General features: G+C 60.3%; 32 protein-coding genes. 21 read left to right on the top strand and 11 right to left on the bottom strand.

What is annotated here, in order from left to right:
- The first annotated feature begins 5 nt into the window (after nt 1–5).
- The 11 genes from nuoI to ispF are packed head-to-tail and all read left to right on the top strand — an operon-like array spanning nt 6 to nt 9,520.
- Nucleotides 6–494 carry an NADH-quinone oxidoreductase subunit NuoI gene (gene nuoI / locus GJ700_RS29960; protein WP_154380964.1) on the top strand — a complete coding sequence of 163 codons (489 nt, stop codon included), beginning with the start codon at nt 6–8 and terminating at the stop codon, nt 492–494.
- 24 nt (nt 495–518) lie between these two features.
- Nucleotides 519–1,142, top strand: coding sequence for an NADH-quinone oxidoreductase subunit J (locus tag GJ700_RS29955; RefSeq protein WP_154380962.1), 624 nt, complete (start codon nt 519–521; stop codon nt 1,140–1,142).
- The gene (gene nuoK / locus GJ700_RS29950; protein WP_154380960.1) at nt 1,139–1,447 is read left to right on the top strand and encodes an NADH-quinone oxidoreductase subunit NuoK; all 309 of its coding nucleotides are present in this window, start codon (nt 1,139–1,141) and stop codon (nt 1,445–1,447) included. Before GJ700_RS29955 ends, nuoK begins: the two co-directional genes overlap by 4 nt.
- A 41-nt stretch (nt 1,448–1,488) precedes the next feature.
- On the top strand, nt 1,489–3,585 hold the full coding sequence (nuoL, locus tag GJ700_RS29945; RefSeq protein ID WP_154380958.1) for an NADH-quinone oxidoreductase subunit L: 2,097 nt from the start codon (nt 1,489–1,491) through the stop codon (nt 3,583–3,585).
- A 24-nt stretch (nt 3,586–3,609) separates the two neighbouring features.
- On the top strand, nt 3,610–5,112 hold the full coding sequence (locus GJ700_RS29940; RefSeq protein WP_154380956.1) for an NADH-quinone oxidoreductase subunit M: 1,503 nt from the start codon (nt 3,610–3,612) through the stop codon (nt 5,110–5,112).
- A gap of 19 nt (nt 5,113–5,131) precedes the next feature.
- Nucleotides 5,132–6,637 (top strand): NADH-quinone oxidoreductase subunit NuoN, encoded by a 1,506-nt coding sequence (gene nuoN, locus GJ700_RS29935; RefSeq protein ID WP_229507325.1) that lies wholly within the window; start codon nt 5,132–5,134, stop codon nt 6,635–6,637.
- Nucleotides 6,637–6,972 (top strand): DUF2818 family protein, encoded by a 336-nt coding sequence (locus GJ700_RS29930; RefSeq protein WP_154381016.1) that lies wholly within the window; start codon nt 6,637–6,639, stop codon nt 6,970–6,972. The genes nuoN and GJ700_RS29930 overlap by 1 nt, the downstream gene beginning before the upstream one ends.
- 41 nt (nt 6,973–7,013) lie before the next feature.
- Nucleotides 7,014–7,571, top strand: coding sequence for an NUDIX domain-containing protein (locus GJ700_RS29925; protein WP_154380954.1), 558 nt, complete (start codon nt 7,014–7,016; stop codon nt 7,569–7,571).
- Between the two features lie 3 nt (nt 7,572–7,574).
- The gene (locus GJ700_RS29920; RefSeq protein ID WP_154380952.1) at nt 7,575–8,282 is read left to right on the top strand and encodes a hypothetical protein; all 708 of its coding nucleotides are present in this window, start codon (nt 7,575–7,577) and stop codon (nt 8,280–8,282) included.
- A gap of 24 nt (nt 8,283–8,306) precedes the next feature.
- On the top strand, nt 8,307–9,020 hold the full coding sequence (gene ispD / locus GJ700_RS29915) for a 2-C-methyl-D-erythritol 4-phosphate cytidylyltransferase (protein ID WP_154380950.1): 714 nt from the start codon (nt 8,307–8,309) through the stop codon (nt 9,018–9,020).
- 2 nt (nt 9,021–9,022) lie between these two features.
- Nucleotides 9,023–9,520: a 2-C-methyl-D-erythritol 2,4-cyclodiphosphate synthase gene (ispF, locus tag GJ700_RS29910; protein ID WP_154380948.1), complete on the top strand. Its 498-nt coding sequence runs from the start codon at nt 9,023–9,025 to the stop codon at nt 9,518–9,520.
- Between the two features lie 261 nt (nt 9,521–9,781).
- Here ispF and GJ700_RS29905 read toward each other — a convergent pair whose 3' ends face one another.
- Nucleotides 9,782–10,303, bottom strand: a complete 522-nt coding sequence (locus GJ700_RS29905; RefSeq protein WP_308700724.1) for a PaaI family thioesterase — start codon at nt 10,301–10,303, stop codon at nt 9,782–9,784.
- Nucleotides 10,304–10,385: 82 nt separating this feature from the next.
- Here GJ700_RS29905 and GJ700_RS29900 point away from each other — a divergent pair, with 82 nt between their 5' ends.
- From GJ700_RS29900 to GJ700_RS29860, 9 genes are all read left to right on the top strand, one after another.
- Nucleotides 10,386–10,868, top strand: coding sequence for a MarR family winged helix-turn-helix transcriptional regulator (locus GJ700_RS29900; RefSeq protein WP_154380944.1), 483 nt, complete (start codon nt 10,386–10,388; stop codon nt 10,866–10,868).
- Nucleotides 10,858–11,160: a hypothetical protein gene (locus GJ700_RS29895; protein ID WP_154380942.1), complete on the top strand. Its 303-nt coding sequence runs from the start codon at nt 10,858–10,860 to the stop codon at nt 11,158–11,160. The genes GJ700_RS29900 and GJ700_RS29895 overlap by 11 nt, the downstream gene beginning before the upstream one ends.
- A 28-nt stretch (nt 11,161–11,188) precedes the next feature.
- Nucleotides 11,189–11,596: a VOC family protein gene (locus tag GJ700_RS29890; RefSeq protein WP_154380940.1), complete on the top strand. Its 408-nt coding sequence runs from the start codon at nt 11,189–11,191 to the stop codon at nt 11,594–11,596.
- Between the two features lie 50 nt (nt 11,597–11,646).
- Nucleotides 11,647–12,183, top strand: coding sequence for a cysteine hydrolase family protein (locus GJ700_RS29885; protein ID WP_154380938.1), 537 nt, complete (start codon nt 11,647–11,649; stop codon nt 12,181–12,183).
- On the top strand, nt 12,184–12,498 hold the full coding sequence (locus tag GJ700_RS29880) for a cupin domain-containing protein (protein WP_154380936.1): 315 nt from the start codon (nt 12,184–12,186) through the stop codon (nt 12,496–12,498).
- A 141-nt stretch (nt 12,499–12,639) separates the two neighbouring features.
- Entirely contained in the window at nt 12,640–12,984 is a 345-nt protein-coding gene (locus GJ700_RS29875) for an ArsR/SmtB family transcription factor (RefSeq protein WP_371868199.1), read from the top strand.
- Between the two features lie 8 nt (nt 12,985–12,992).
- Complete coding sequence (locus GJ700_RS29870) at nt 12,993–13,250, top strand: hypothetical protein (protein ID WP_154380934.1); 258 nt, start codon at nt 12,993–12,995, stop codon at nt 13,248–13,250.
- A 31-nt stretch (nt 13,251–13,281) separates the two neighbouring features.
- Nucleotides 13,282–13,713, top strand: a complete 432-nt coding sequence (locus tag GJ700_RS29865; protein WP_154380932.1) for a hypothetical protein — start codon at nt 13,282–13,284, stop codon at nt 13,711–13,713.
- A gap of 1 nt (nt 13,714) precedes the next feature.
- Nucleotides 13,715–14,422, top strand: a complete 708-nt coding sequence (locus GJ700_RS29860) for a DUF4386 domain-containing protein (RefSeq protein WP_154380929.1) — start codon at nt 13,715–13,717, stop codon at nt 14,420–14,422.
- On the opposite strand, the gene GJ700_RS29855 is transcribed toward GJ700_RS29860, so the two are convergent.
- On the bottom strand, nt 14,419–15,393 hold the full coding sequence (locus GJ700_RS29855; RefSeq protein WP_154380927.1) for a threo-3-hydroxy-L-aspartate ammonia-lyase: 975 nt from the start codon (nt 15,391–15,393) through the stop codon (nt 14,419–14,421). The two genes, GJ700_RS29860 and GJ700_RS29855, sit on opposite strands and share 4 nt — an antisense overlap.
- 104 nt (nt 15,394–15,497) lie before the next feature.
- Between GJ700_RS29855 and GJ700_RS29850 the strand changes: the two genes are divergently transcribed.
- Entirely contained in the window at nt 15,498–16,418 is a 921-nt protein-coding gene (locus tag GJ700_RS29850) for a LysR family transcriptional regulator (protein ID WP_154380925.1), read from the top strand.
- Between the two features lie 40 nt (nt 16,419–16,458).
- On the opposite strand, the gene GJ700_RS29845 is transcribed toward GJ700_RS29850, so the two are convergent.
- From GJ700_RS29845 to GJ700_RS29805, 9 genes are all read right to left on the bottom strand, one after another.
- Nucleotides 16,459–17,070: a GAD-like domain-containing protein gene (locus GJ700_RS29845; RefSeq protein WP_154380923.1), complete on the bottom strand. Its 612-nt coding sequence runs from the start codon at nt 17,068–17,070 to the stop codon at nt 16,459–16,461.
- A gap of 18 nt (nt 17,071–17,088) precedes the next feature.
- Complete coding sequence (locus GJ700_RS29840; RefSeq protein ID WP_154380921.1) at nt 17,089–17,706, bottom strand: GAD-like domain-containing protein; 618 nt, start codon at nt 17,704–17,706, stop codon at nt 17,089–17,091.
- A gap of 24 nt (nt 17,707–17,730) precedes the next feature.
- Nucleotides 17,731–18,342: a GAD-like domain-containing protein gene (locus GJ700_RS29835; protein ID WP_154380919.1), complete on the bottom strand. Its 612-nt coding sequence runs from the start codon at nt 18,340–18,342 to the stop codon at nt 17,731–17,733.
- Nucleotides 18,343–18,409: 67 nt separating this feature from the next.
- Nucleotides 18,410–19,021, bottom strand: a complete 612-nt coding sequence (locus tag GJ700_RS29830; RefSeq protein WP_154380917.1) for a GAD-like domain-containing protein — start codon at nt 19,019–19,021, stop codon at nt 18,410–18,412.
- Nucleotides 19,022–19,032: 11 nt separating this feature from the next.
- Complete coding sequence (locus GJ700_RS29825; RefSeq protein ID WP_154380916.1) at nt 19,033–20,433, bottom strand: DUF6861 domain-containing protein; 1,401 nt, start codon at nt 20,431–20,433, stop codon at nt 19,033–19,035.
- 73 nt (nt 20,434–20,506) lie between these two features.
- Entirely contained in the window at nt 20,507–21,484 is a 978-nt protein-coding gene (locus GJ700_RS29820) for an FHA domain-containing protein (protein ID WP_154380914.1), read from the bottom strand.
- Nucleotides 21,481–22,866, bottom strand: a complete 1,386-nt coding sequence (locus GJ700_RS29815; protein ID WP_154380912.1) for a S1 family peptidase — start codon at nt 22,864–22,866, stop codon at nt 21,481–21,483. The genes GJ700_RS29820 and GJ700_RS29815 overlap by 4 nt, the downstream gene beginning before the upstream one ends.
- 111 nt (nt 22,867–22,977) lie before the next feature.
- Nucleotides 22,978–23,628, bottom strand: a complete 651-nt coding sequence (ribA, locus tag GJ700_RS29810) for a GTP cyclohydrolase II (RefSeq protein ID WP_154380910.1) — start codon at nt 23,626–23,628, stop codon at nt 22,978–22,980.
- Nucleotides 23,629–23,750: 122 nt separating this feature from the next.
- Nucleotides 23,751–24,452, bottom strand: coding sequence for a pirin family protein (locus GJ700_RS29805; RefSeq protein ID WP_154380908.1), 702 nt, complete (start codon nt 24,450–24,452; stop codon nt 23,751–23,753).
- Nucleotides 24,453–24,681 lie beyond the last annotated feature (229 nt).

The raw sequence follows: 24,681 nt of genomic DNA, 5'->3' as shown, positions 1-24,681 counted from the left end.
GCGACATGGATAAAGTAAAAGACTTCTTCGGCAGCCTGATGCTGTCGGAACTGATCAAAGGCATGGCCCTGACGGGCAAGTACATGTTCGCGCGTAAGATCACCGTGCAGTACCCGGAAGAGAAGACGCCGATGTCGCCGCGCTTCCGCGGCCTGCACGCGCTGCGCCGCTATCCGAATGGCGAAGAGCGCTGCATCGCCTGCAAACTGTGCGAAGCAGTGTGCCCGGCCATGGCGATCACGATCGAGTCGGAGCAGCGTGACGACGGTTCGCGCCGCACCACGCGCTACGACATCGACCTGACCAAGTGCATCTTCTGCGGCTTCTGCGAAGAATCGTGCCCAGTGGACTCCATCGTGGAAACCCACGTGCTGGAATACCACGGCGAGAAACGCGGCGACCTGTATTACACCAAGGAGATGCTGCTGGCCGTGGGCGACCGCTATGAAGCGGAAATCGCCGCCAACCGTGCAACGGATGCAGCGTACCGCTGACCGCTACCAGGAAATAACAAGACTATGGACTTTACTAGTATTTTGTTTTACGTGTTCGCGACCGTGCTGGTGCTGGCGTCGCTGCGCGTGATTACCGCCCCGAACCCGGTGCAGGCTGCCCTGTTCCTGGTGCTGGCGTTCTTCCAGGCTGGCGGCATCTGGATGCTGCTGAAAGCTGAATTCCTGTCCATCGTACTGGTGCTCGTGTACGTGGGCGCCGTGATGGTGTTGTTCCTGTTCGTCGTGATGATGTTGGACATCAATATCGTCAAGATGCGCGAAGGCTTCTGGGGCTACCTGCCGATGGCCGGCCTGGTTGGCGGCGTGATCGTGCTGGAAATGGCTTCCGTGCTGTGGCGCTCGTTCGGCCTGAACGCCGTGACGTCGCCGGAAGCGGCCAGCATGATCGGCACCACCAAGGCGCTGGGCCTGCTGATCTACACCAAGTACATCTATGCGTTTGAAATCGCGGCCGCCGTGCTGCTGGTGGCCATCATCGCCGCCGTGGCGCTGACCCTGCGCAAGCGCAAGGACATCAAGTACTTCGATCCGGCCGACGCCGTGCGCGTGAAACGTAACGACCGCCTGCGCATCGTGAAGATGGCTGCAGTGAACAACCGTCCGGCTGAAACCAAGGAGGCCCCATGACCTTATCGCTGGCTCACTACCTGGTCCTGGGCGCGATCCTGTTCGCAATCTCGATCGTCGGTATTTTCCTGAACCGCAAGAACATCATTGTTCTGCTGATGGCCATCGAGCTGATGCTGCTGGCAGTGAACATGAACTTTGTCGCCTTCTCGCATTACCTGGGCGATGCGGCCGGTCAGATCTTTGTCTTCTTCATCCTGACCGTGGCCGCCGCCGAATCGGCGATCGGCCTTGCGATCCTGGTGGTGATGTTCCGTAACCTGGACACCATCAATGTGGAAGACCTGGACAGCCTCAAAGGCTGACCGGGATCGAAAATTTCGAATAATAAACATTAAGGTTCAACATGGCGGGGCTTAACCCTAACATCCTTCTAACCGTCGCACTGGCGCCGCTGGCAGGTTCCGCGGTCGCCGGTTTATTCGGTACCCGATTCTTCGGGAATCTGATCGGCCGCACGGTGGCGCACAGCGCCACCATTCTCGGTGTGCTGATTTCGTTCGTGCTGTCCGCTCTGACGCTCAAAGACGTCATGGGCGGCGCGACGTTCAACGAGACCATCTATACGTGGATGACGGTCGCCGGTATGAAACTGGAAGTTGGCTTCCAGATTGATTCGCTGTCGGCCATGATGATGTGCGTGGTGACGTTCGTGTCGCTGATGGTGCACATCTATACGATCGGCTACATGCAGGAAGACGAAGGCTATAACCGCTTCTTCTCCTACATCTCGCTGTTCACGTTCTCGATGCTGATGCTGGTCATGTCCAACAACTTCCTGCAGCTGTTCTTCGGCTGGGAAGCGGTGGGCCTGGTGTCGTACCTGCTGATCGGCTTCTGGTATACCCGTCCGACGGCCATCGTGGCCAACATGAAGGCATTCCTGGTCAACCGTGTCGGTGACTTCGGCTTCATCCTGGGCATCGGCCTGCTGGTGGCGCATACCGGCACGATGAAGTATTCGGAAGTGTTCGCACTGAAAGACGTGCTGGCCACCGAACACCTGGCTGCGTTCGACTGGAACCTGCTGACGGCCGCCTGCATCTGCCTGTTCATCGGCGCGATGGGTAAATCCGCGCAATTCCCGCTGCACGTGTGGCTGCCGGATTCGATGGAAGGCCCGACCCCGATTTCCGCACTGATTCACGCGGCAACCATGGTTACCGCCGGCATCTTCATGGTGTCGCGCATGTCCCCGCTGTTCGAACTGTCGGACACCGCGCTGTCGTTCGTGCTGGTGATCGGCTCGATTACCGCGCTGTTCATGGGCTTCCTGGGCATCATCCAGAACGACATCAAACGCGTGGTGGCGTACTCGACGCTGTCGCAGCTGGGCTACATGACCGTGGCGCTGGGCTGCTCGGCGTACTCCGTGGCCGTGTTCCACCTGATGACCCACGCGTTCTTCAAGGCGCTGCTGTTCCTGGGCGCGGGTTCCGTGATCATCGGCATGCACCACGACCAGGACATCCGCAACATGGGCGGCCTGCGTAAATACATGCCGATCACGTGGATCACGTCGCTGCTGGGTTCGCTGGCCCTGATCGGCACGCCGCTGTTCTCCGGCTTCTACTCGAAGGATTCGATCATCGAAGCCGTGGCCGCGACGCACATCGCCGGCGCCGGTTTCGCCAAGTTTGCCGTGCTGGCAGGCGTGTTCGTGACCGCGTTCTACTCGTTCCGCATGTACTTCCTGGTGTTCCACGGTGAAGAGCGCTTCGGCAAGGCGCATGCCCACGACCATGGCCATGACGACCATGCGCACGACAAGCATGCGGCCCCGGCGCACGATTCCGACGCGCACCATGACGAAGAAGACGACCACGGCCACCATGGCCTGGGCCCTGGCGAAAAACCGCACGAATCGCCATTCGTGGTCTGGTTCCCGCTGGTGATGCTGGCGATTCCTTCGGTGCTGATCGGTTTCATCGCGATCGAGCCAATGCTGTATGGCGAATTCTTCAAGAACGTGATCTTCGTGTCCGAGCACCATGAAGCGATGGCTGAACTGGCGCACGAGTTCCACCACGTCGGTGGCGCCATGGGCATGGCCCTGCACGCGCTGACGTCCGTGCCGCTGGCCCTGGCCGCTGCCGGTGTGGCGTTCGCGTACTACTGCTACATGATCAATCCAAAAGTACCGGCCTGGTTCTACGACAAGTTCAAGGCCATCCACACCTTGCTGGATAACAAGTACTACATGGACAAGTTCAACGAAGTGGTGTTCGCCGGTGGCGCGCGCCTGCTGGGCAACGGCCTGTGGAATGTGGGCGACCGTACCCTGATCGACGGCCTGGTGGTCAATGGTTCCGCCAAGGTGGTGGGCTGGTTCTCGTCGCTGACCCGTTTGGCGCAGACCGGTTACATCTACCACTATGCGTTCGTCATGATCCTGGGCATCGTTGGTTTCCTGGTCTACTTCCTGCCGTTTTGGCAAGCTTAACCGCTGACACGCAAAGAGAATAAGATGCAGTCAACAACAATATTATTTAGTGCTACTCCTTACCTGAGCCTGTCGATCTGGCTGCCGGTACTGTTCGGCCTGATCATCCTGGCGATCGGCCGCGACTCGCGCGCCGGCCTGGTGCGTGTATTGGCGCTGGTCGGTTCGCTGGTCTCGCTGCTGCCGACCCTGCCGCTGATTACTCGTTTCGACAGCGCCCACCACGGCGTCCAGTTCGCCGAGAAATCCGCGTGGATCGAACGCTTCAACATCTTCTACTGGCTGGGCGTCGACGGCCTGTCGCTGTGGTTCATTCCACTGACGGCCTTCATCACCGTGATCGTCGTGATCTCCGCCTGGGAAGTGATCCAGGAACGCGTGGCCCAGTACATGGGTGCTTTCCTGATCCTGTCGGGCCTGATGATCGGCGTGTTCGCGTCGCTGGATGGCCTGCTGTTCTACTTCTTCTTTGAAGCCACGCTGATCCCGATGTACATCATCATCGGCGTGTGGGGCGGCGCCAACCGCGTGTATGCGGCGTTCAAGTTCTTCCTGTACACGTTCTTCGGTTCGCTGCTGACCCTGGTTGCAATCATTTACCTGTACAACAAGTCCGGTTCGTGGGACGTGCTGGCATGGCATCAGCTGAAGCTGTCCATGAAAGAGCAGACCTTGATCTTCTTCGCCTTCTTCATGGCCTTTGCCGTGAAAGTGCCGATGTTCCCGGTCCACACCTGGTTGCCGGACGTCCACGTGGAAGCGCCGACGGGCGGTTCCGCCGTGCTGGCCGCGATCATGCTGAAACTGGGCGCGTACGGCTTCCTGCGTTTCTCGCTGCCGATCGTGCCGGACGCATCGCGTGACCTGGCCTGGTTCGTCATCGGCCTGTCGCTGATCGCCGTGATCTACATCGGCCTGGTGGCGCTGGTACAGAAAGACATGAAGAAACTGGTGGCGTATTCGTCGATCGCCCACATGGGCTTCGTGACCCTGGGCTTCTTCATGTTCAACGACATGGCGGTGCAGGGCGGTATCGTGCAGATGGTGTCGCACGGCTTCATCTCCGGCGCGATGTTCCTGTGCATCGGCGTGCTGTATGACCGCGCCCACTCGCGCCAGATCGCCGACTACGGTGGCGTCGTGAACAAGATGCCGCGTTTCGCAGCGTTCTTCATCCTGTTCTCGATGGCGAACTGCGGCCTGCCGGCGACTTCGGGCTTCGTGGGTGAATTCATGGTGATCATTGGCGCCGTGAAGTTCAACTTCGTGACCGGTATTGCCGCCGCCACCGCCGTGATCTTCGGCGCGGCCTACTCGCTGTGGATGGCCAAGCGCGTGATCTTCGGCAAAGTGACGAACCACCACGTGGCGGAACTGACCGACATCAACAACCGCGAATTCCTGATGCTGGGCATTCTGGCGATCGCGGTGCTGGCGATGGGCCTGTATCCGGCGCCGTTCACCGACACGATGCAAACCTCGGTGGCCGACCTGCTGAAGCATGTCGCAATCAGCAAGCTGCCATAAATAAACAGGGATTTTTGTAATGATGACACCTGAAACGACCCAGCAAGCGGCCAATATGGCGCCGCTGTACGCTGAAGTCTTCCTGCTGGTCGCCGCTTCGGCGATCCTGCTGATCGACATGTTCCTGGCCGAAAGCAAGCGTTCGGTCACTTACGTTCTGTCGCTGCTGACCCTGGCCGGTTGCGCCTTCTTCAGCCTGGCCGACTACAACACCGGCGCCACCGTCTACACGTTCAGCAACATGTTCGTGTCCGACCCGATGGCCAACCTGCTGAAACTGGCGTCGTACGGCGCCGTGGCAGTGACCCTGGTGTACTCCCGCCAGTACGCGCACCAGCGCGGCATGCTGGGCGATAGCCTGGGCGGCGAGTTCTACGTGCTGGCGCTGTTCGCGCTGCTGGGCCAGATGGTCATGATCTCGGGCAACAACTTCCTGTCCATTTACCTGGGCCTGGAACTGATGTCGCTGTCGCTGTACGCACTGGTGGCGCTGCGCCGCGATCACTCGATCTCGACCGAAGCCGCAATGAAATACTTCATCCTGGGTGCGCTGGCTTCCGGCTTCCTGCTGTATGGCATTTCCATGCTGTACGGTGCAACCGGTTCGCTGGACGTGACGGAAGTGGCCCTGAAAGCCGCCAGCGGCACCATCAAGCCGACCATCCTGGTGTTCGGCCTGGTGTTCGTGGTTGCCGGCCTGGCGTTCAAACTGGGCGCCGTGCCATTCCACATGTGGGTGCCGGACGTCTACCAGGGTTCGCCAACGCCTGTGACGCTGCTGCTGGGCGCCGCGCCGAAACTGGCCACGTTCGCCATCTGCGTGCGCCTGCTGGTGGAAGGCATGCTGCCGCTGGCCAAAGACTGGCAGCAGATGCTGATGATCCTGGCTGTGCTGTCGCTGGCCGTGGGTAACCTGACGGCAATCGCTCAAACCAACCTGAAGCGTATGCTGGCGTACTCGACCATCGCGCAAATGGGCTTCGTCCTGCTGGGCCTGATGGCTGGCGTGGTCGGCCTGGATAAATCCAATGCCGCTGCCGCGTACAGCTCGGCGCTGTACTACTCGGTAGTCTATGTGTTCACCACGCTGGGTACCTTCGGCCTGATCATGGTGCTGTCGCGCCAGGGCTTCGAAGCGGACGAACTGGCTGACTTCAAGGGCCTGTCCAAGCGTTCGCCAACGTATGCGCTGATTATGTCGCTGCTGATGTTCTCGCTGGCCGGTGTGCCGCCGATGGTGGGCTTCGCTGCCAAGTTCTCCGTGCTGCAAGCCGTGCTGAGCACGGGCGCAACGTGGCTGACCGTACTGGCTGTGATGTTCTCGCTGATCGGTGCGTTCTACTACCTGCGCGTCGTGAAAGTCATGTGGTTTGACGAGCCGACCGACACCGCGCCGATTTCCGTGTTCGCCGACACCAAGCTGGTGCTGGGCCTGAACGCGGTGGCCGTGGTGGCGTTTGGCGTGATTCCCGGTCCGCTGCTCAATGCATGCCTGACCGCGATGACCAAGACCCTGGCTTCGTGATGGATATTGGCGCCTCCAGCTGGCTGGTGATTTTGCTCGCGATTGCGGGCGCCAACCTGCCTTTCTTTAATGACAAGGTATTCGCCGTGTTTGCGCTGAAAGGCGCAACCGGCGAGGCAGGGCAGCCGTGGCACAAGCCATTGCTGGCCCGCCTGGGTGAAATGGCGGTACTGTACGCGCTGGTGGGCGGCATCGCCGTCGCGCTGGAAAACCGCATTGGAGGCGTATTCCCGCAAACGTGGGAGTTTTACGCCATCACCGCCTGCTTCTTCCTCGTCCTCGCTTTCCCCGGTTTTACGGTGCGCTACCTGCTCAAGCATAGGCATACCCACTAAGCTGATACACTGCGGGTTTCGATCTCAGCAGAGGAGAGCGCATGGATGCACACCTGAAAGAAACCCGCATCAGTGGTGAAATTGCCTACGATGGCAGCTTCCTGAAAGTCCACCGCGACATGATTCGCTTGCCAGATGGTAAGGAAGTCAGCCGCGAATACATCAAACATCCTGGCGCCGTCGTGATCCTGCCTGTGCTGGATAACGGCAATGTGCTGCTGGAACGCCAGTTCCGCTATCCCAACGACCGCGTGTTTATCGAACTTCCAGCCGGCAAGATCGACCCGGGTGAAGACCATCTTGCTTGCGCCAAGCGCGAACTGGTGGAGGAAACCGGTTATACGGCGTCGCAGTGGGACTTCGTCTGCACCATCCATAACGCCATCGCGTACTCCGACGAATTCCTCGATATCTACCTGGCGCGGGGCCTGGTGGCCGGCGAAACGCAGCTGGACGACGGCGAATTCATTGAAACCATTTCCATGCCGCTGGCCGAGATGCTGGACGCCATCCGCACGGGCGCCATCACGGACGTGAAAACCATCATCGGCGCCTTCTGGCTGGAGAAAATCCAGGCTGGCACCTGGCAGCCGGGTTGATTGATGCGCAAGTGGCTGTTCCTGCTGGTGGCGTTGGTGTGCCTGTATACCGGATCAGCGGCCGCCGCGCCGGCCCGCACGGCGTTCCAGGCCCGCTGCGAAGATACGCTGGACAAGACGATTTCCGTGTTGACGGCCCAGCAAAATGGTTATTCGATCAATACACAACTGTCGTACAAGGCGCTGACTGCCATGGGTGGCCGCGGCGGCCACCATGAGTTTGTATTGGGCCTGACCAAAGCGGAATCCTGGATTCAGCTGAATCCGGTTCACCTGAAAATCCTGCCCGATGCGCTCAGCGGCTACGAGTGCATCGCACCGAAATTGTCGTTCAGCCTCAGCTATAAACCCTTTGTGATTTACGTGGGCAACGAATTCGTGCCGGGAACGTGTGCATACAAGGAAATCCTGGCGCACGAATTCAGCCACATGCAGGCATACCTCGACCACTTGCCGAAAGCGGAACAAACCGTGCGCGACGCGCTGGCCAGGCGCTTTGCCGGCAAGCCGTTTTATGCGCCGCAGGGCACGGCGGTGTCGGCGCTGAACCATGAAGTGTCCGCGTCGTGGCTGCCGTTTATCCGCAACGAAATGCAGAAAGCGGAGTTGGCCCAAGTGGCGATCGATGCGCCGGAGGAATACCAGCGCATCAGCAATGCCTGTGACGGCGAGATTCAACGTATCCTGAAACAGGGCCGCAGCCAGCGTTGAGATGCCGGTTGGCCCCCTAAAAACATGACAGAAAATCCACAACATTCACGGCGTTGCGTGGCGCTGATCCCCGCCGCGGGAGTCGGCGCCCGCATGGCGGCCGCCAGTCCCAAGCAGTACCTGGCCATTGCCGGCAAGCCGATGCTGCGCCATACGGCCAATGCATTCCTCGCCAGCCCGCTGATTTCCCATACATATATCGTCGTCAGCGAAGGCGACGGCTACATCGACAGCGTGATTTCGCCTGACGAACCCGGCGTCACGGTACTGCGGTGCGGCGGGGCCACCCGCATGGATTCCATCCTCAACGGCTTGCGCGCCGTGCGTGCCGAGGTGGCCGATGGCGACCTGGTGCTGGTGCACGACGCGGCCCGTCCCGGCCTGACACCCGGCCTGATCCGCAAACTCATCGATGGCGCAGGCGATGCGCCGGGCGGCGGATTGCTGGCTTTGCCCGTGGTCGACACCGTGAAAAGCACCAGGGGCGAGGGCCTGGCAACGGTGCCGCGCGATGGCTTGTGGCTGGCGCAGACGCCGCAAATGTTTCATTACGCCTTGCTGTTGCGGGCGCTGAGCGAAGCGCCCGATCCCCATGCGATTACCGATGACGCCAGCGCCGTGGAGATGCTGGGCTTGTCGCCGCTGTTGATCGAAGGCCATCCCCGTAATTTAAAAGTCACTTTGCCATCGGATATCCGCATTGCGGAAATGTATATGGCGCAACCTGATCAGGAATAATCATGAGTGTTTTACTTCCTTTCCGAATCGGCCAGGGCTACGATTGCCACCAATTGGTCGAAGGCCGCAAGCTGATACTCGGCGGCGTTGAAATTCCCCATGTGAAGGGCTTATTGGGCCATTCCGACGCGGATGCCTTATTGCATGCCATTACCGACGCGATTCTCGGCGCGGCGGCGCTGGGCGATATCGGCAAGCATTTTCCTGATACCGATGTGGCTTTTAAAGGTGCGGATTCTCGCGTATTGCTGCGCGAAGCCGCCAAGCGCGTGAAGGCGACCGGCTACGATATCGGTAATATCGATTGTACGATTATCGCGCAGCGCCCAAAAATGGCGCCCCATATTCCCGTGATGGCGGCCAATATTGCGGAAGACCTGGGCATTACTGTCGGGCAAGTGAATGTCAAAGCCAAGACCAATGAACGCATGGGTTATCTGGGACGGGAAGAGGGAATTAATGCGGAAGCCGTGGCATTGCTGATCCGCCGCGATTCCTGATTTTTCACAGCATCGTTGAAAGCCGGATGGCAGCATGCCCTCCGGCTTTTTTTTGCCCGAAAAGGGGCGAAAAAGCCAGTTTCATACCACAAACTGGCGCAATCAAGCCAGGAGTTGGCATAAACTGCCATGTCGGCGCAAAATCCGCAGGGTGGGTTGGCGCAACAGCGCCAAGCCGCCAGTGCGTGCAAGCCGGTCAAGCAGGCAAAGGCGGCTTTCGCTGACGCGAAAACCGCCCTACGTATTTCAATACAACTTAACTCAAATTTCGAATATCAAGCAGGTCGTTGTCGCATGCGCATAAATCTTCCCGTTTGAATCGATAATCCGCCCTTCGGCCACCGCCACCTGCCCGCCTGCCGTAATCACTTTCCCCTCGGCGCGAACCGGCCCGGTTTTATCGCTCATCCCGCGGATATAATTAACCTTCAATTCCAGCGTGGTAAAACCTTTACCAGCGGGCAAAGTGGAATGCACAGCGCACCCGACCGCGCTATCCAGCAACGTGGCGGCATAACCCCCATGCACCATCCCGCTGGGATTGTAATGCTGCGGCCCTGGCGTTCCCTGGAATACTACCGTCCCATTCTCCGCACTGATCAGCACGAACCCCATCAATTCCGCAATCGGCGGCGGCGGAGTTTCACCCGTATTCACCCCATTTAAAAAATCCTTGCCGTTACGCGAACGCAGGTATTCACGGCTGGATACGCCGAACGGCGACACTTTCGCGCGAATAGCTGTTTCTTCGGCCAGCCACGTCTGTAACAATGTTGTTTCCATGCTCATGGTTCCTCAAAGTAGGTGGGGGAATCGGTGTGCATACACTATAATGGTTTTTCAACACTTATGTGTAGCTACACGCATGATTGCCGACCCGGACTTCGAGGCCATTTCCAGCGCCTGTACTTTTTTTCAATTGCGCAAACTCACGCGCACCGTGTCGCGCCTGTATGACCGCCACCTGGCTGCCGCCGGATTGAAGACCACGCAGTTTTCCGTGCTGGTCCATGTCAGCGTCAAGGCCTTGCCAATGATGCAACTGGCTGCCTTGCTGGGCGCCGAGCGCACCACGCTGACGCGCAACCTGAAGCCGCTGGCCGATGCCGGCTGGCTGACCGTGGCGCCGGGACCGGATCCCCGCCAGCGCATCGTGACCATCACGGAAGCGGGCAGGGCGAAAGTCCGCCATGCGCGCCACGCATGGCGGGCGGCGCAGGACGAGATGGGGAATTTGCTGGGTGCGGGGGCGTTGAATACCCTGCATCAGGATTTGTCCGCCCTGCAAAGCAAACTGGAAAAGCTCGAAGCCGGCGGCAAGGACGGGGAGGAAAACGATGGGGCGTGACACTTACGCGTACCGCGACGTGGCGGTGCAATCATGTATATTGGACAACGAGGTCAAGATTTGCCCGGTGCCTGGACAGGCTTATTCGCCGGCGCTGATTGCGCATTGCTCAAAAGCCATGTCGGATTTGGCGCAATATCCGCTGGGAACGTATTTCCTGGTGTCCGCCAAATTGACGGACCGCATGGGTGGCTTGCCATACTTATACGTCTACCATGGCGATCCCGTGAAAGTGTTGTCTGCCGAACAAGCGGCTAAATTCCTTGCGGAATTCAAACGGGGCCGCATATAGTTGAAACTACAACTTTGCCGGAGTTGACATGATCAAGCTGCGCGACATCGACCACATTGTTTTGCGTGTCCGGGACCTGGACAACATGATCACCTTTTATACGCAAGTGCTGGGGTGCTCCATTGAAAAGCGGCAGGAAGCCATCGGCCTGATCCAGTTGCGGGCGGGCGCGTCGCTGGTCGACCTGGTGCCTGTCGATGGCAAGTTGGGCAGGATGGGTGGCGCCGCGCCGGGCAAGGAAGGGCGCAATGTCGATCACTTCTGCTTCCGCGTGGACGGATTCGATGAAGCGGCCATCCTCGCGTGGCTGGCGTCGCATGGCGTCGAAGCAGGGCCGGCCGAATCGCGCTATGGCGCGGAAGGCGAGGGGCCGTCGATTTATGTGAACGATCCGGAAGGCAATACCGTCGAGCTGAAAGGACCGGCGTGGCAATAAGCCCGATTTCCTTCGTTGAACCGATCCCTCACCTTGGATAACACACTGATATGAAAACAGCCCTGCTCATCATCGACGTCCAGCAAGCCCTGTGCCACGGCGAATATGCCGCCTGGGATAGCAGCCGCATCCTGGCCAATATCAACGCCGTCGCAGCCCGCGCGCGCGTGGCCGGTGCACCCGTGTTCTTGATCCAGCACGACGAACCGGGCGGTCCGTTGGCGGCGGGCAGCGCAGGCTGGCAGCTGGCTGACGGACTCGATACGGCGGCCAGCGATCTTCGCTTGCGCAAGCAGGCGTCGGACTCGTTCCACAACACGGACTTGCACGCGCAATTGCAGCAGCGCGGCATCGACAATCTGGTGATTTGCGGCTTGCAAAGCGATTTTTGCGTCGACACCACCACCCGCCGCGCGATGGCGCTCGGTTATCCGGTACAACTGGTGGCCGATGGCCATTCCACCGTCGACAACGACGTGCTGACGGCGCAGCAGATTGCCGCCCACCACAATGCCACGCTGTCCAGCCTGTCCAGCTTCGGTCCCCGCACGAAAGCCGTGCCTGCCACCGGCGTGGAATTCCACTGAATGTCCCGGCCTGCCATCGGCAACCTGCACGCGGATGCCGCGCCGCCAGAGCAGGGCGAACGCTTCGATGTCCTGCTGTCGCACAAGGGACTGGTGATCGAGCGCATCGTCAGCACATCGAAAATCGCTTCGCAACAGTATGTGCAGGAACAGGATGAGTGGGTGGTGCTGTTGAAAGGCAGCGCCACGCTGGATGTCGCCGGCGAGCAAGTCGCGCTGCATGACGGCGATTACCTGTTCCTCCCCGCGCGCACGCCGCACACGGTGCTCACGGTGTCGGACGGCGCCATGTGGCTGGCCGTGCATTTGCATTAGGCGAAGGGCGCCCCTTCCCGCGCCCGGTATATCCAACACCTCTGATTCCCTTATCTGAAATTGCCTGAAACGGCAGGTGCTTGTCTGCACCTGTCAATTTTGACAGTTGTATTCCTTTCACATGTCAGTTATTGTTTACACGTGAATACAAAATTAAACCCTGAAATCGACTCTGGTGATGGCGACCGGCTGCTGGCGGTGCTGAATGCGCTGGCCAACCCGCATCGCCTGCGCATCATTGCGGCGCTGCAGGGCGGGGGGCGCAACTATGTGAGCCAGCTGGCGCGGGAAATCGGCATCAGCCGGCCGCTGCTGCACTTGCACTTGCAAAAGCTGGAAGCGGCGGGGCTGGTCAGCAGCACGATGGAACTGTCGCACGATGGCAAGGCGCTCAATTATTTTGAAGTGAATGCTTTTAATGTGCCGCTGACGCCGGAGGCGATAGCCGGCGCGGCGAAAACCCTGTCCCACAACCCTGATTCGTAGAGATTGCCATGTCTGAAAATGTATATTTCGCGGCGTTTTTCTTCCCGGCCGCCGCCGCCGTCGTGATTTTCTTCTGGAAGTATGTGGCCGCCGTGATGGAGGCGAAAGTCCGGCTGGCGCAGGACGAGGCGTACCGCGACATCGCCGCCAAAGCCGTGGCGGCGCAGGCGGATACCGCGCAGGCGCTGGCAACGGTCGGCGCCGCGCTGGCCGATATCCAGTCGCGCGTGACGTCGCTGGAAAAAATATTGAAGGAAGTCGAGTAGTCCCACCGTATCCCATTATCAGGAGCCGATCATGAACGAAGTACCGCTGTACCGTTTGTATATGCTGCGCGCCATGTACTTGTTGATCGCCGTGGCGATGGGTTCGCAGATTTGGCGGGATATCCTGCTGCACGCCGCGTCGTGGGAGCGCAACGAGGGTGTCATGATGTGCATGCTGGGCGCACTGTCCGCCCTGTGTCTGCTGGGGTTGCGCTACCCGTTGCAGATGCTGCCATTGCTGATGTGGGAAGCCGCATGGAAAACCATCTGGCTGGCATTCGTGCCGCTGCCGCAATGGTGGGCCAATGGCCATGTCGATGCGGCCATCAGTTCCACGGTCTTTGACTGTTCGTTCGTGGTGCTGGTCTACATTGCCATCCCCTGGGGCTACGTGGTGCGCCGCTATGTGAAGCAGCAGGGCGAGCGCTGGGGGGCGATCGCCGGCCGCGCGGCGGTGCACTGAGATGGCCGTCTCCCCGGCGTTTTTTGCGGCCGAGCGGCCGCACGCTTGGCAGTTGCGGATGGCGGGCCTGCTGTACCTGGTGCTGATCGTGCTGGGCGCGTTTGGCGAAATGAAAGTGCGCGGCGCGCTGGTGGTCTCCGGCGACGCGGCGGCCACGGCGCACAACATCATGGCGTCCGAAGGCTTGTGGCGCGCGGCCATTGCCGGCGACTTGCTGATGCACGTGCTGGACTTGCCCGTGATCGTCGTGCTGTACCTGCTGCTGCGGCCCGTGCATCGCGGCGTGGCGTTGTTCGCCACCTTGATCAACCTGGTGCAGACCGCCGTGCTGGCGGCAAATAAATTGAACCTGCTGCTGCCGCTGTTCCTGCTGGGGAATGCGGCATACCTGAAGGCGTTTCCGCCCGAGCAGTTGCAGGCCATGGCGTACCTCGCCGTGAAAGTGCACGGCTTCGGTTTTGGCATCGGCCTGATTTTCTTTGGCGTGGCCTGTGTGGCGCGCGGCTGGCTGCTGTTCCGCTCCGGCTTCGCGCCGAAGGCGCTGGGCGTGCTGATGGCGCTGGCGGGCGCCAGTTACCTGGTCAACAGCTTTGCGCTGCTGCTGGCGCCAGCGGTGGCGGACATGCTGTTCCCGTTCATCATGCTGCCGCCGCTGGTGGGGGAAGCCGCATTTGCCTTGTGGCTGCTGGCGGCGCGCCACAGTCGTTAAGGATTCGCCTGGCCGAACAGTTGGGCCATGACCGGCAAATCCACGTTGCCGCCGCTGACGATCACGCCCACGCGCTTGCCCTGCAGCGGCCAGGCGCCGTGCAGCGCGGCGGCGGCGCCCAGGCAGCCGGTCGGTTCCACCACGATTTTCATGCGCGATGCGAAGAAGCGCATGGTGTCGGCCAGTTGCGCATCGCTGACCGTGACGATCTGCTTCACATGACGCCGGATCACGGCGAAATTATGCTCGCCGATGTGGGTAACCTTGGCGCCGTCGGCAATGGTGTCCGGCACGGGAATATGGACGATGCGGCCTTCGCGCAGCGATTGCTGGCCATCGTTGCCCGCTTCCGGTTCGACGCCGATCACGTCGCAATCCGGCGCCATGCCGGATGCTGCCAGCGCGGAACCCGCCAGCAGGCCGCCGCCGCCAAGGCAGACCAGCAGCACGTCCAGCGTCCCCACTTCCTCGAACAATTCCAGCGCCGCCGTACCCTGGCCGCAAATCACGTCCGGATGGTCATACGGCTGCACCAGGGTCATGCCGCGCGTTTGCGCCAGCTCGCGGCCGATCGCCTCGCGGTCTTCCGTATAGCGGTCGTAGGCCAGCACTTCCGCGCCATAGCCTTTGGTGGCGGTGACTTTGGTTTGCGGCGCGTCGTGCGGCATCACGATGGTGGCGGGAATACCCAGTAACCGGGCCGCCAGCGCGGTGGCCTGCGCATGGTTACCTGATGAATACGTCACGACGCCGGCCTTGCGCTGTTCCGGCGTGAAGCGCGACAGGGCGTTATACGCGCCGCGGAATTTGAACGCGCCCACGCGCTGGAAGTTTTCACATTTGAAGAACAGTTCCGCGCTGGCCAGCTGGTTCGCGGCGCGCGACGTCAGCACCGGCGTGCGGTGGGCGCTGCCCGCGATGCGCGCGGCGGCCTGGCGGATATCGTCGAATTGCAGGGGAGTGTGGTGCATGGCATGTCCTTGGCTGGTCAATGAAGTGCAGGCAGTGTAGTTGCCCGATCCGGCGCGTTGTTGCAATATCTTGTTGCGGAAATCGCGTTTATTGAAGGAGAACCATGCAAGGTCGCACATTGTGGGAACTGAAAGTGTTTTGCGCCGTGATCGAACGCCACAGCTTCGTGACGGCGGCGCGCATGCTGGGCATCTCGCCCAGTTCCGCCACCCGCACCGTGCAGGCGCTGGAAACCCAGCTGGGCATGGCGCTGTTGCAGCGCTCGCAAAAAAGGGTGGCGCTGACGGCGGCGGGCGACGTGTATTACGACTATGCGCGGCGCATCCTCGACATGCAGGCTGAAGCGGAAGAATCGCTGGCGGATGTGCAGGAAACGCCGAAAGGGTGGATCCGGTTTTCCGCGCCGGAGATCGGCAGCCGCCATTTCTTTCCCGCGCAGATAGCGCGGCTGGCGGCGCGCTTCCCGGACGTGCAGATCGATGTGCTGTATTCCGATGCGCTGGTCGACCCGATCCAGGAAAAACTGGATTTCGCGATCCGCGGCGCGTTTCCGGCGCCCAGCGATTTACTGGGCTATCCGCTGTGGGAATACGACCGCCTGCTGTGCGCGGCGCCGGGCTATGTGGAGCAGTGGGGCAGTCCGGCCGAACCGGAACACCTGGCGGAACACCGGCTGGTGCAGCATATTGCGCCGCGTATTTTGAAGGACTGGCACTTTGCGTCGGCACAGCGCACGGTGCGCGTGCATATGCGGGCGGCGCACCGCGTCAACACGGGCAACGGCTTGCTGGAGCTGGTGCTGGCCGGCGCGGGGATCGGCCGCGTGGCCAGTTGGGTGGCGGCGCCATACCTGCAAAGCGGCGCACTGGTGCGGGTGTGTCCCGCTTACGTCGTGGTATCGGCCAGCGGGCAACCGGCGCAAATGCACGCGGTCTATGGCTCGCGCGGCTTGCCGAAGCGGACGCGGATGTTCCTTGATGCGCTGCGCGTGGCGGCGCGGCAGCAGGGGTTCAGGGTTGCCTGAGCTGCCGATGCGGTACGAACGGCGGCGCATGTGCCGACCCTTATGGCGGCGTCATGACTTCCAGCGGGGCCAACTGGGCGAGGAATACCAGGTGCTCGACGGCCTTGACCTTTTGCAGGTGTGCCAGGTCTGACGGGCCGCACAGGGCCAGCGCGGGAACGAAGCCGTACATGTCGTCGTAACCCAATGGACCCAGCTTGTTCATCGCTGGTGCAAACAGGTCCGCGAAATCGTTCTCCTTGCGTTTCCGTGCGCCGAAAAACATGCGTAACTCAAAATCGAGATCGTCGTCCGGGGCGACTTCGTCGCTGGGGAAGCAATAGGTTCCAGGCGCGAAAATCTTTAACGAATGGCCGGTGCGTTCGCCCCAGAGGTACAGCTTTCCAAAGGCGCTTCTTGCGATGATGTGATAAGCATCCTTTTCCATAAAGGATGTATCCCCGATCCAGGCCTCCAGCACAGGTTCGTACTCTTGCGGATCAACGGTCCAGAACAAGCCATCGGCGTAACCACACCAGCCATGTTCCTGCCAGTATGCCAGCAACTGGTCGGGTAACTTGCCCCGGTAACGTTCTATGCTGGACAGCGGGACAGGTCGTCGGTGTATGTCCGGGCCCATCTTCGCCAGAAAAAATTCGAAATCCTCGTCCATAAGTCTTGATGACTTACCTCATAGGCAGGGCGGCGTCATGATTTCCAGCGATTCAAGCTGGGCGAGGAATACGAGATGTTCGACCGCCTTGACCTTTTGCAGGCGCGCCAGATCTGACGAACCGCCCAAGACCAGAGCCGGAACGAAGCCGTACATTTCGTCGTGAGCCAGCGGCCCAAGTTTCTTCAATGCGGGTGTGAACAAGTCACCGAAATCATTTTCTTCGCGGTCACGGTTGCCGAAGAAAATGCGCAACCCAAAATCCAGCTCACTTTCTTCATACATCGCTTTACGAGGGAAGCAATACGAGCCTGGCGCGAAGACTTTCAATGAGTCGCCAGTGCGTTCACCCCAAAAGTACAATTCGCCAAATGCGCTCCGTGCAATGATGTGATAAGTGTCCTTATCCATTAAGGACGTCCCCCCGATCCAGGCCTTCACCACAGGTTCGTACTCCTGCGGATCGACGGTCCAGAACAACCCATTGGCGTAGCCACACCATCCGTGTTCCTGCCAATATTCCAGCAATTGGTTGGGTAACTTGTTGCGGAAACGTTCCACGGTTGATCGTGGCACATGACGTTGGAGTATGGCTGGCCCCATCGTCTGCATGAAATATTCGAAATCTTCATCCATAAGTTTTGATGACTTACCTCATTGTCAGGGCGGCGTCATGACTTCCAGCGGTGCGAGCTGGGCGAGGAATACCAGGTGCTCGACGGCCTTGATCTTTTGCAGGTGAGCCAGGTCTGACGGGCCGCCCAAGGCCAGCGCGGGCACGAAGCCGTACATTTCGTCGTGGGCCAGCGGCCCGAGCTTATCCAGGGCAGGAGCGAATAGGTCTGCAAAGTCGTTTTCATCACGATCTCGGTTGCCGAAGAACGCACGTAGCCCGCGTTCCAGTTGGCCGTTCTGATATAACGATTCGCGAGGAAAGCAACACGAACCTGGCGAGAAGACCTTTAATGACTCTCCTGTACGCTCACCCCAAAAGTACAATTTCCCAAAGGCGCTTCTTGCAATGATGTGGTACGCATCCTTTTCCATGAATGCCGTATCGCCGATCCAGGCCTCCAATACCGGCTCGTATTCTTGCGGATTGACAGTCCAGAACAATCCATCAGCGTAACCGCACCATCCGTGCTCCTCCCAGTAGGCCAACAATTGCTCGGGGAGTTTGCCGCGATAGCGATCAATGCTTGAAGGCGGTACGAGGCGCGTGTGAGTGGCAGGTCCGAATTCCCCCCAGAACATTTCGAAGTGTTCATCCATTCCCAATTCCTATTTTCCTCGTTCTGGGTTTATTCCATTCTGGTACGGATGTGCCCAAGTGTGCTAACTACGGCGGCGTCATGACTTCCAGCGGTGCGAGCTGGGCGAGGAATACCAGGTGCTCGACGGCCTTGATCTTTTGCAGGTGCGCCAGGTCTGACGGGCCGCCCAGTGCCAGCGCGGGCACGAAGCCGTACATTTCATCGCACGTTAACGGTCCCAGCTTATTCATCGCTGGAGTGAACAAGTCATCGAAATCATTTTCTTTGCGGTCCCGGTTGCTGAAGAATATGCGCAACCCAAAATCCAGCTCACTTTCTTCATACATCGCTTTACGTGGGAAGCAATATGAGCCTGGCGCAAAGACTTTCAATGAGTCGCCCGTGCGTTCCCCCCAAAAGTACAATTTGCCGAAAGCACTCCGAGCAATGATGTGATAAGCGTCTTTTTCCATTAGCGGTGTGTCGCCTATCCAAGCTTCCAGCACTGGCTCATATTCTTGCGGGTCAACTGTCCAGAACAGGCCATCGGCATAGCCACACCAGCCATGTTCTTCCCAGTACGCCAGCAGTTGGTCCGGAAGTTTTCCTCGGTAGCGCTCAATGCTTGAGGTGGGGACGGTGCGTTTGTGAGTCGATGGCCCCATTTGTTCCAAGAAATATTCGAAGTCCTCATCCATAATTTTCGTTCCTATTTGCATCGCTCAAGTTTTGCATTCATTTTGGCATGCGGTCGCATTGGTTCCGGTACTTCTGCTGCGGCGTGATCTAGAATTCCTACACGGCTTCTCCACTGAGGTCCGATACGTGAATTAATGTTACGGTCACCAAAATCGCGGATCACGTCTTGGCCACCTGCAATCATGTCGGGATTGTGCAAAGCCGCCAACGCACTCATTTTTTTAGCAGCATCTCCTTCAGCTTTAACCCGTGCGTCGTGTGAAGACCACCCCGCCTTACGAAGCTCTAAGTGTATCGATTCGATGAGTTCCTTCTTGTAATCCTCCCGAGCACTTCTTGCTGCGGATGCGCTGCGTTTGATATCGCCATTTTCAAATGCTTCCCGTCCCTTAAGATATTGCTCCACCGTCATATCATTCAACCCCGCCTCCTGCCCGGCCAACTGCCGGTCAAACTCCGGATAGCTGGCCTGCGGCAAGTCGTTGGGCTGGAAGCAGGGGACCTTCTTCTGCGGCATGCCGGCTGGCGCCCGGCGCGGTTCGTTTTCCTCGGGCTGGCGGCCGCGTTTCGGCGGCGGAGGTGGCGGCTCGCCGGCGGCGCCGCCCACTGCATTGCTGCGGCGCGATTGCAAGGCTGGATGGTTTGCCAGCTTTTGTTCGTTTTCCTCGATCCACCGGGCGACTTTCGGGCCCAGGCGCGCGCTGTCGCGGATCTCCTGCAATACCAGGGTCTTGCTGCCTTTGCCGCGCGATACATACGCCATCAGCGCCGTCAGGATGGCCGCGACCATCACCACGTGGCCATTGGCGAACTCGAAGGCAGCCTGGCGTACGTTGCCGCCGGCACTATCGCCAAACACCTGGATGGCCGCCGGCCTGTCCTGCGGGGCCGCACCCCACGCTTCGCGAAAGCCCCGTTCGTAGTAGTGCAGGGCATCGGGAATTGCCGTCGCCAGCCCCTCCACCAGTGACTTCAATCCCAGCGCCGCCATGACCCAGCCGCCGACCTGGGCGCCTGCCGTGGCGCCCACTGCCGCACCGGGGATGGCGCCCACGCCGCCGAAAAACGCACCGCCCGCCGCGCCGACCGTGGCGCCGGCCACCACCGAGCCGCCGTAGTAGAGGGCGATGTCTTCGCAGCTTGCGATGAGTATGGGCCAGATGGCGTCGAGGGAGATGCCGGATAGCCGGTTGATGAGGAGGCGCCGGGCCAGTTCGCCCGAATCGGCAATGGCCTGCCGCACGCGCTCGACACGGGACAATTGGCTGGCCAAGTCGCGCAGGCCGAATCCGTGCGATGCGTCCTTTACCCGCCCCAGGCTGTCATAGCCGGGCCGCCAGCCATCGCCATGGCCAAGCCGGCGCTCGTGCTGCTCGAGCGCAAACCAGATACTGGACGAATTGTTCGGCAAAACGGCTCTCCGCAGTGGAAAGCCGTCAGGATATCAAAATAATAAAATTTCAATTATTTCAATTGTGCGCCGATCAATCCCCATCGTCATCATCCAGCTCCGCCTTCACGGTCTTGGCCTTGGCCGCATCGGCCTGGTGCTTCAGCTTGGCGGCCTGCTGCATGAAGTCGTCGACGGAATGGTCGGGGCTGTGGCGCGCCACAGGCGGCAGCAGCACCGACATGTACAGTTCATTCGACAGCCGGCCCGTGCTCTGGTAATTGTTCATCAGCATCAGCCCGGACCCGGCCGCCATCAGCAGGCAGGACATCGCGGCCAGGCGGCGCGGGTGGCGGGGCAGGATGGTGCGCAGGTGGAAGAACACCATGCCGCAGCCCAGTCCCAGCGTGGCAAGGTTGCCGTAGCGGGTAAACACTTCGGCCGACCACGCATAGGCCAGCACGCTGCTGATGGCTTTCCAGGCGCCGATGGCAATCAGGCCGCTGCCGAGGATGAACAGGTGGCGGCCGAAGCGTGCGTGGCCGCCGAACAGCCGGTTGGCCAGCGCCCACACGCCGCACCAGACCAGCCCCGCGCCCAGGCCGGACGCGATCACCAGCAGGTAGCGGATGGCGTTGAACGATTCCGCGTCCGACAGCGCCACGTCGACACCGGTGAACAGCGCGATCAGCGCCAGGCCCGCCAGGGCGGGCACGCCGCCTTCCCACGCATGCATGGTGGTGTCGGCCACTTCCGGCGGCACGGGGAAATCCGCGTTGCGCACGCGCAGCCGCGTGTGTCCCAGCCGCACCACCGTGGTGCCGGACAGCGGCACTTGCGGCAAGCGTTTGCCGAGGTGGATCACGCCATTCTGGCTGCCCAGGTCGTGCATCACCAGGTGGCCGTCGGCATCGGCGTCGATTACCGCGTGGCGCTCCGCCGTATGCGCATCGTCGAGGATGAATTCGTTGTGGTAGCCACGGCCGATATGGATCGGCAATTGCTCGAAGCGGTGGCGTTGCAGGATGTCGCCGCTGCGCGACAAGACTTCAATATAGTAAGGCGCGGTCATTGGGCCGTCCCGCGCGACAGCGCTTCCAGGAAAGCGCGCGCGGTGCGCATGCCGTTTTCATAGGACACGCCCCGCGCGTCGAGGCGGCTCTGCAAATTCATCAGTCCTTCATCGGTGCTGGCTGTCAGCAGCGCGAAATCGTATAAACCCTGGAACTTGCGGTAGGCCCGCACGCACAGCACGGCGCGCAGCGGCACGCTGTTCGGGCCCTGGCCGCGCACGAATTCTTCCGTGCATTGCGGTCCCGTCAGGCGGCTGTCCTTGTGGCTGCCAAAGCCTTCGTTCTTGAACGACGCGCTGGACAGTTGTGCGAAGCGCACCGGGTCGAGCCCCGTGCTGCGCATGAACTGGTGGCGGATGCCGATCGCGCCCGTTTGCAGCGTGCCCGACACGAAGATCGCCGATTCCATGGCGCAGCTGGTGATATCGACCGTGAACGGTTTATCCGCCTTGACGTTGGAGCGTCCCCAGCAGCGCATCTGTTCCGATTCGCGCACCGGCACTTTATACGGGCCCATGGCTTTCATGGTCAGCGGCGTGGCCAGCAACTGGTCCACCATGGCTTTCTGGTGCGCCAGCAATTGCTGCGCCACGATGTTGGTGAAATCCTTGGGCGGCGCGCTTTTCGGCGTCACGGTTTTCAGCAATTCCTGCGCATAACGGGCCGGCACCAGGAAACTCACCAGCTCGCCGTCGAGACGCTTGGAGACGTTGACACCGGCGATCTCGCCATTCACCGTCACGCTGGGCCCGCCGCTCATGCCGGAGTTGATGGGTCCCGTGAACATCAGCTGGTCGTAAAAACTGCGCGCGATCACGCCGTTGTAGGCGCCTTCGGAAATCGCGAAGCCCAGGTCGAGCGGATTCCCCAGCGAGTACAAATACTGGCCCTGCGACAGCCGCGCCAGGTGTTCCGGCATGTTGAACACGCCCGTGCCGTTGCGGTTGACGCGCACCACGGCCAGGTCGTGCAGCACGTCGACCGCCATCAATTCCACGTTGCCGCGCTGGCCGCCGGTATCGACCCATTCGCCCGCATAGGTATCCGGTTCCAGCGCGAACTCCGACACCACGTGGTAATTGGTCACCACCAGGTTGCTGTTCCCGATCAGGAAGCCGGAGCCGACCGACGATTGCGTGCGGCCGCTTTTCAGCAGCGAGCGCACTTGCAGCAAGTCGGCCTTGGCGCTGGAGTACAGCTTTTGTGCGGAACTTGACGGCTGCGGCAAGGCGGCGGCTTCCGTAGCGGAAGCGGCGCCGTTGCCGTTATTGGTATTGAGCGGTGCGCGCGGCGCATCGGCCGGCGAGGTGGCGGGGGCGGCCAGTGCAGCGGTGCTGCCCCATGCGATCGTGAGTGTTACGGCGAGTTGGCGTAGTTTCATGCGGTAGCGACCAGGGCCGCCGCGCCGTAACCGCTTGCGCTGCCCCAGTGAATCAACGTTGTTACAGGATGAATGGTCAGGTTCATGCGGGGCGGGCGAGGTGGGCCGGGATTACAGCTCGCCATCCTCCGCGGCGGCAGGTGGCGGGGTCATCATGTGGCCCAGCTTGGCAGCCTTGGTGTTCAGGTAGTGCTGGTTGAACTTGTTGCGGTTGACCAGCAGCGGCACGCGTTCGGCGACTGTGACGCCCAGTGCTTCCATCGCGGCGATCTTGCGCGGATTGTTCGTCATCAGGCGCAGGCTGCTGATATTGAATTGCTTGAGCATCGGTTCCACCAGCGCGTAATTGCGCTGGTCGGCCTTGAAGCCCAGTTGTTCATTGGCTTGCACGGTATCGAAGCCCGCTTCCTGCAGGCGGTAGGCGCGCATCTTGTTGATCAGGCCGATGCCGCGGCCTTCCTGGCGCAGGTACAGCACGACGCCGCGGCCTTCTTCGGCCACGCGTTTCAGCGCGCCTTCCAGTTGCGCGCCGCAATCGCAGCGCTGCGAATACAGCACGTCGCCCGTCAGGCACTCGGAATGCACGCGCGCCAGCACCGGCGCGCCGTCCGTGATATCGCCCAGCACCATGGCCAGGTGTTCCTTGCCCGTCGCGTGCTCGACGAACGCGTGCAGCGTGAATTGCGCCCAGGGGGTCGGCAACAGGCACGACGTGACGTAATCGAGTTCTTCTTTGACAGGTGTTTCTGCAACGGGCTGCATAGCGTTCTTTCAAATGCTTCAAAATAGACAAGCATGCGCTTCTTTGACGAAACGCATGCCTGCATCATAGCAAAATTTGCGGAATGTCTATGCTGCCTATATTAGGTTGCATATTCACTTTTTCAATATGGCAAGTCAAACACCAGCAATTCCGCCGCATCCGCACTGTGAATCTCGACTTTATCTTCCGACAAGATTTTCAGTGCATCGCCGCCTTGCAGCAGGGTCCCGTTGACGGTGACTTTGCCCCGGATCACGTGCACATAGGCGGCCCGGTCCTTGTCCAGCGCGTGCTCCACGCGATCCGCGCCATTCAGGATGGTGGCGTAAATCGCCGCATCCTGGTGGATCAGCACGGAGCCGTCGCGGCCATCGCTGGAGGCGATCAAGCGCAGCTGGCCTTGCTTGCTTTCCGGCGTGAAATGCTTTTCTTCGTAGCCGGGAGCGATCCCGGTTTGCGAAGGCTGGATCCAGATTTGCAGGAAATGCACACCCTCCGTTTTCGAATGATTGAACTCGCTGTGGCGCACGCCGGTGCCGGCCGTCATGCGCTGCACGTCGCCGTAGTGCAACACGGAACCGTTACCCATGCTGTCCTGGTGCTCCAGCGCGCCGTCCAGGACATAGGAAATGATTTCCATGTCGCGGTGGCCGTGGGCGCCAAATCCCTGGCCCGCCGCCACGCGGTCTTCATTGATTACCAGCAGAGGACCAAAACCCGTGTGCTGGGGATCGTAGTAGTGGCCAAACGAAAAGGTGTGGTGCGAATCCAGCCAGCCGTGGTTGGCGTGGCCCCGGTCTTCACTTTTACGTACTTGCAGCATGTTGCGCTCCTTTGTGTGGGTTATGCGATAAATTCGAACGTTGTTTCCTGCGTTGCTCTTGTCTTTACCGCTTCGATGGAACACAGTATAGGCCGCCCGGTTTGTTTCAAAAAATGGAAAATATCCGGTCGAATCATCAAAAATTTCGAATATTGGGCGCCGGATGTGCTGGCGCCGGCAGCCTTGGGGCGTCACGGTAGTTGACCATCGCCAACAGTTTTCGGAGTAC

The sequence above is a fragment of the Pseudoduganella rivuli genome (assembly GCF_009674485.1).
GTDB lineage: Bacteria > Pseudomonadota > Gammaproteobacteria > Burkholderiales > Burkholderiaceae_D > Rugamonas > Rugamonas rivuli_B.
The sequence above is the reverse complement of the archived record's forward strand: the minus strand, read 5'-3'. Positions and strand labels throughout refer to the sequence as shown.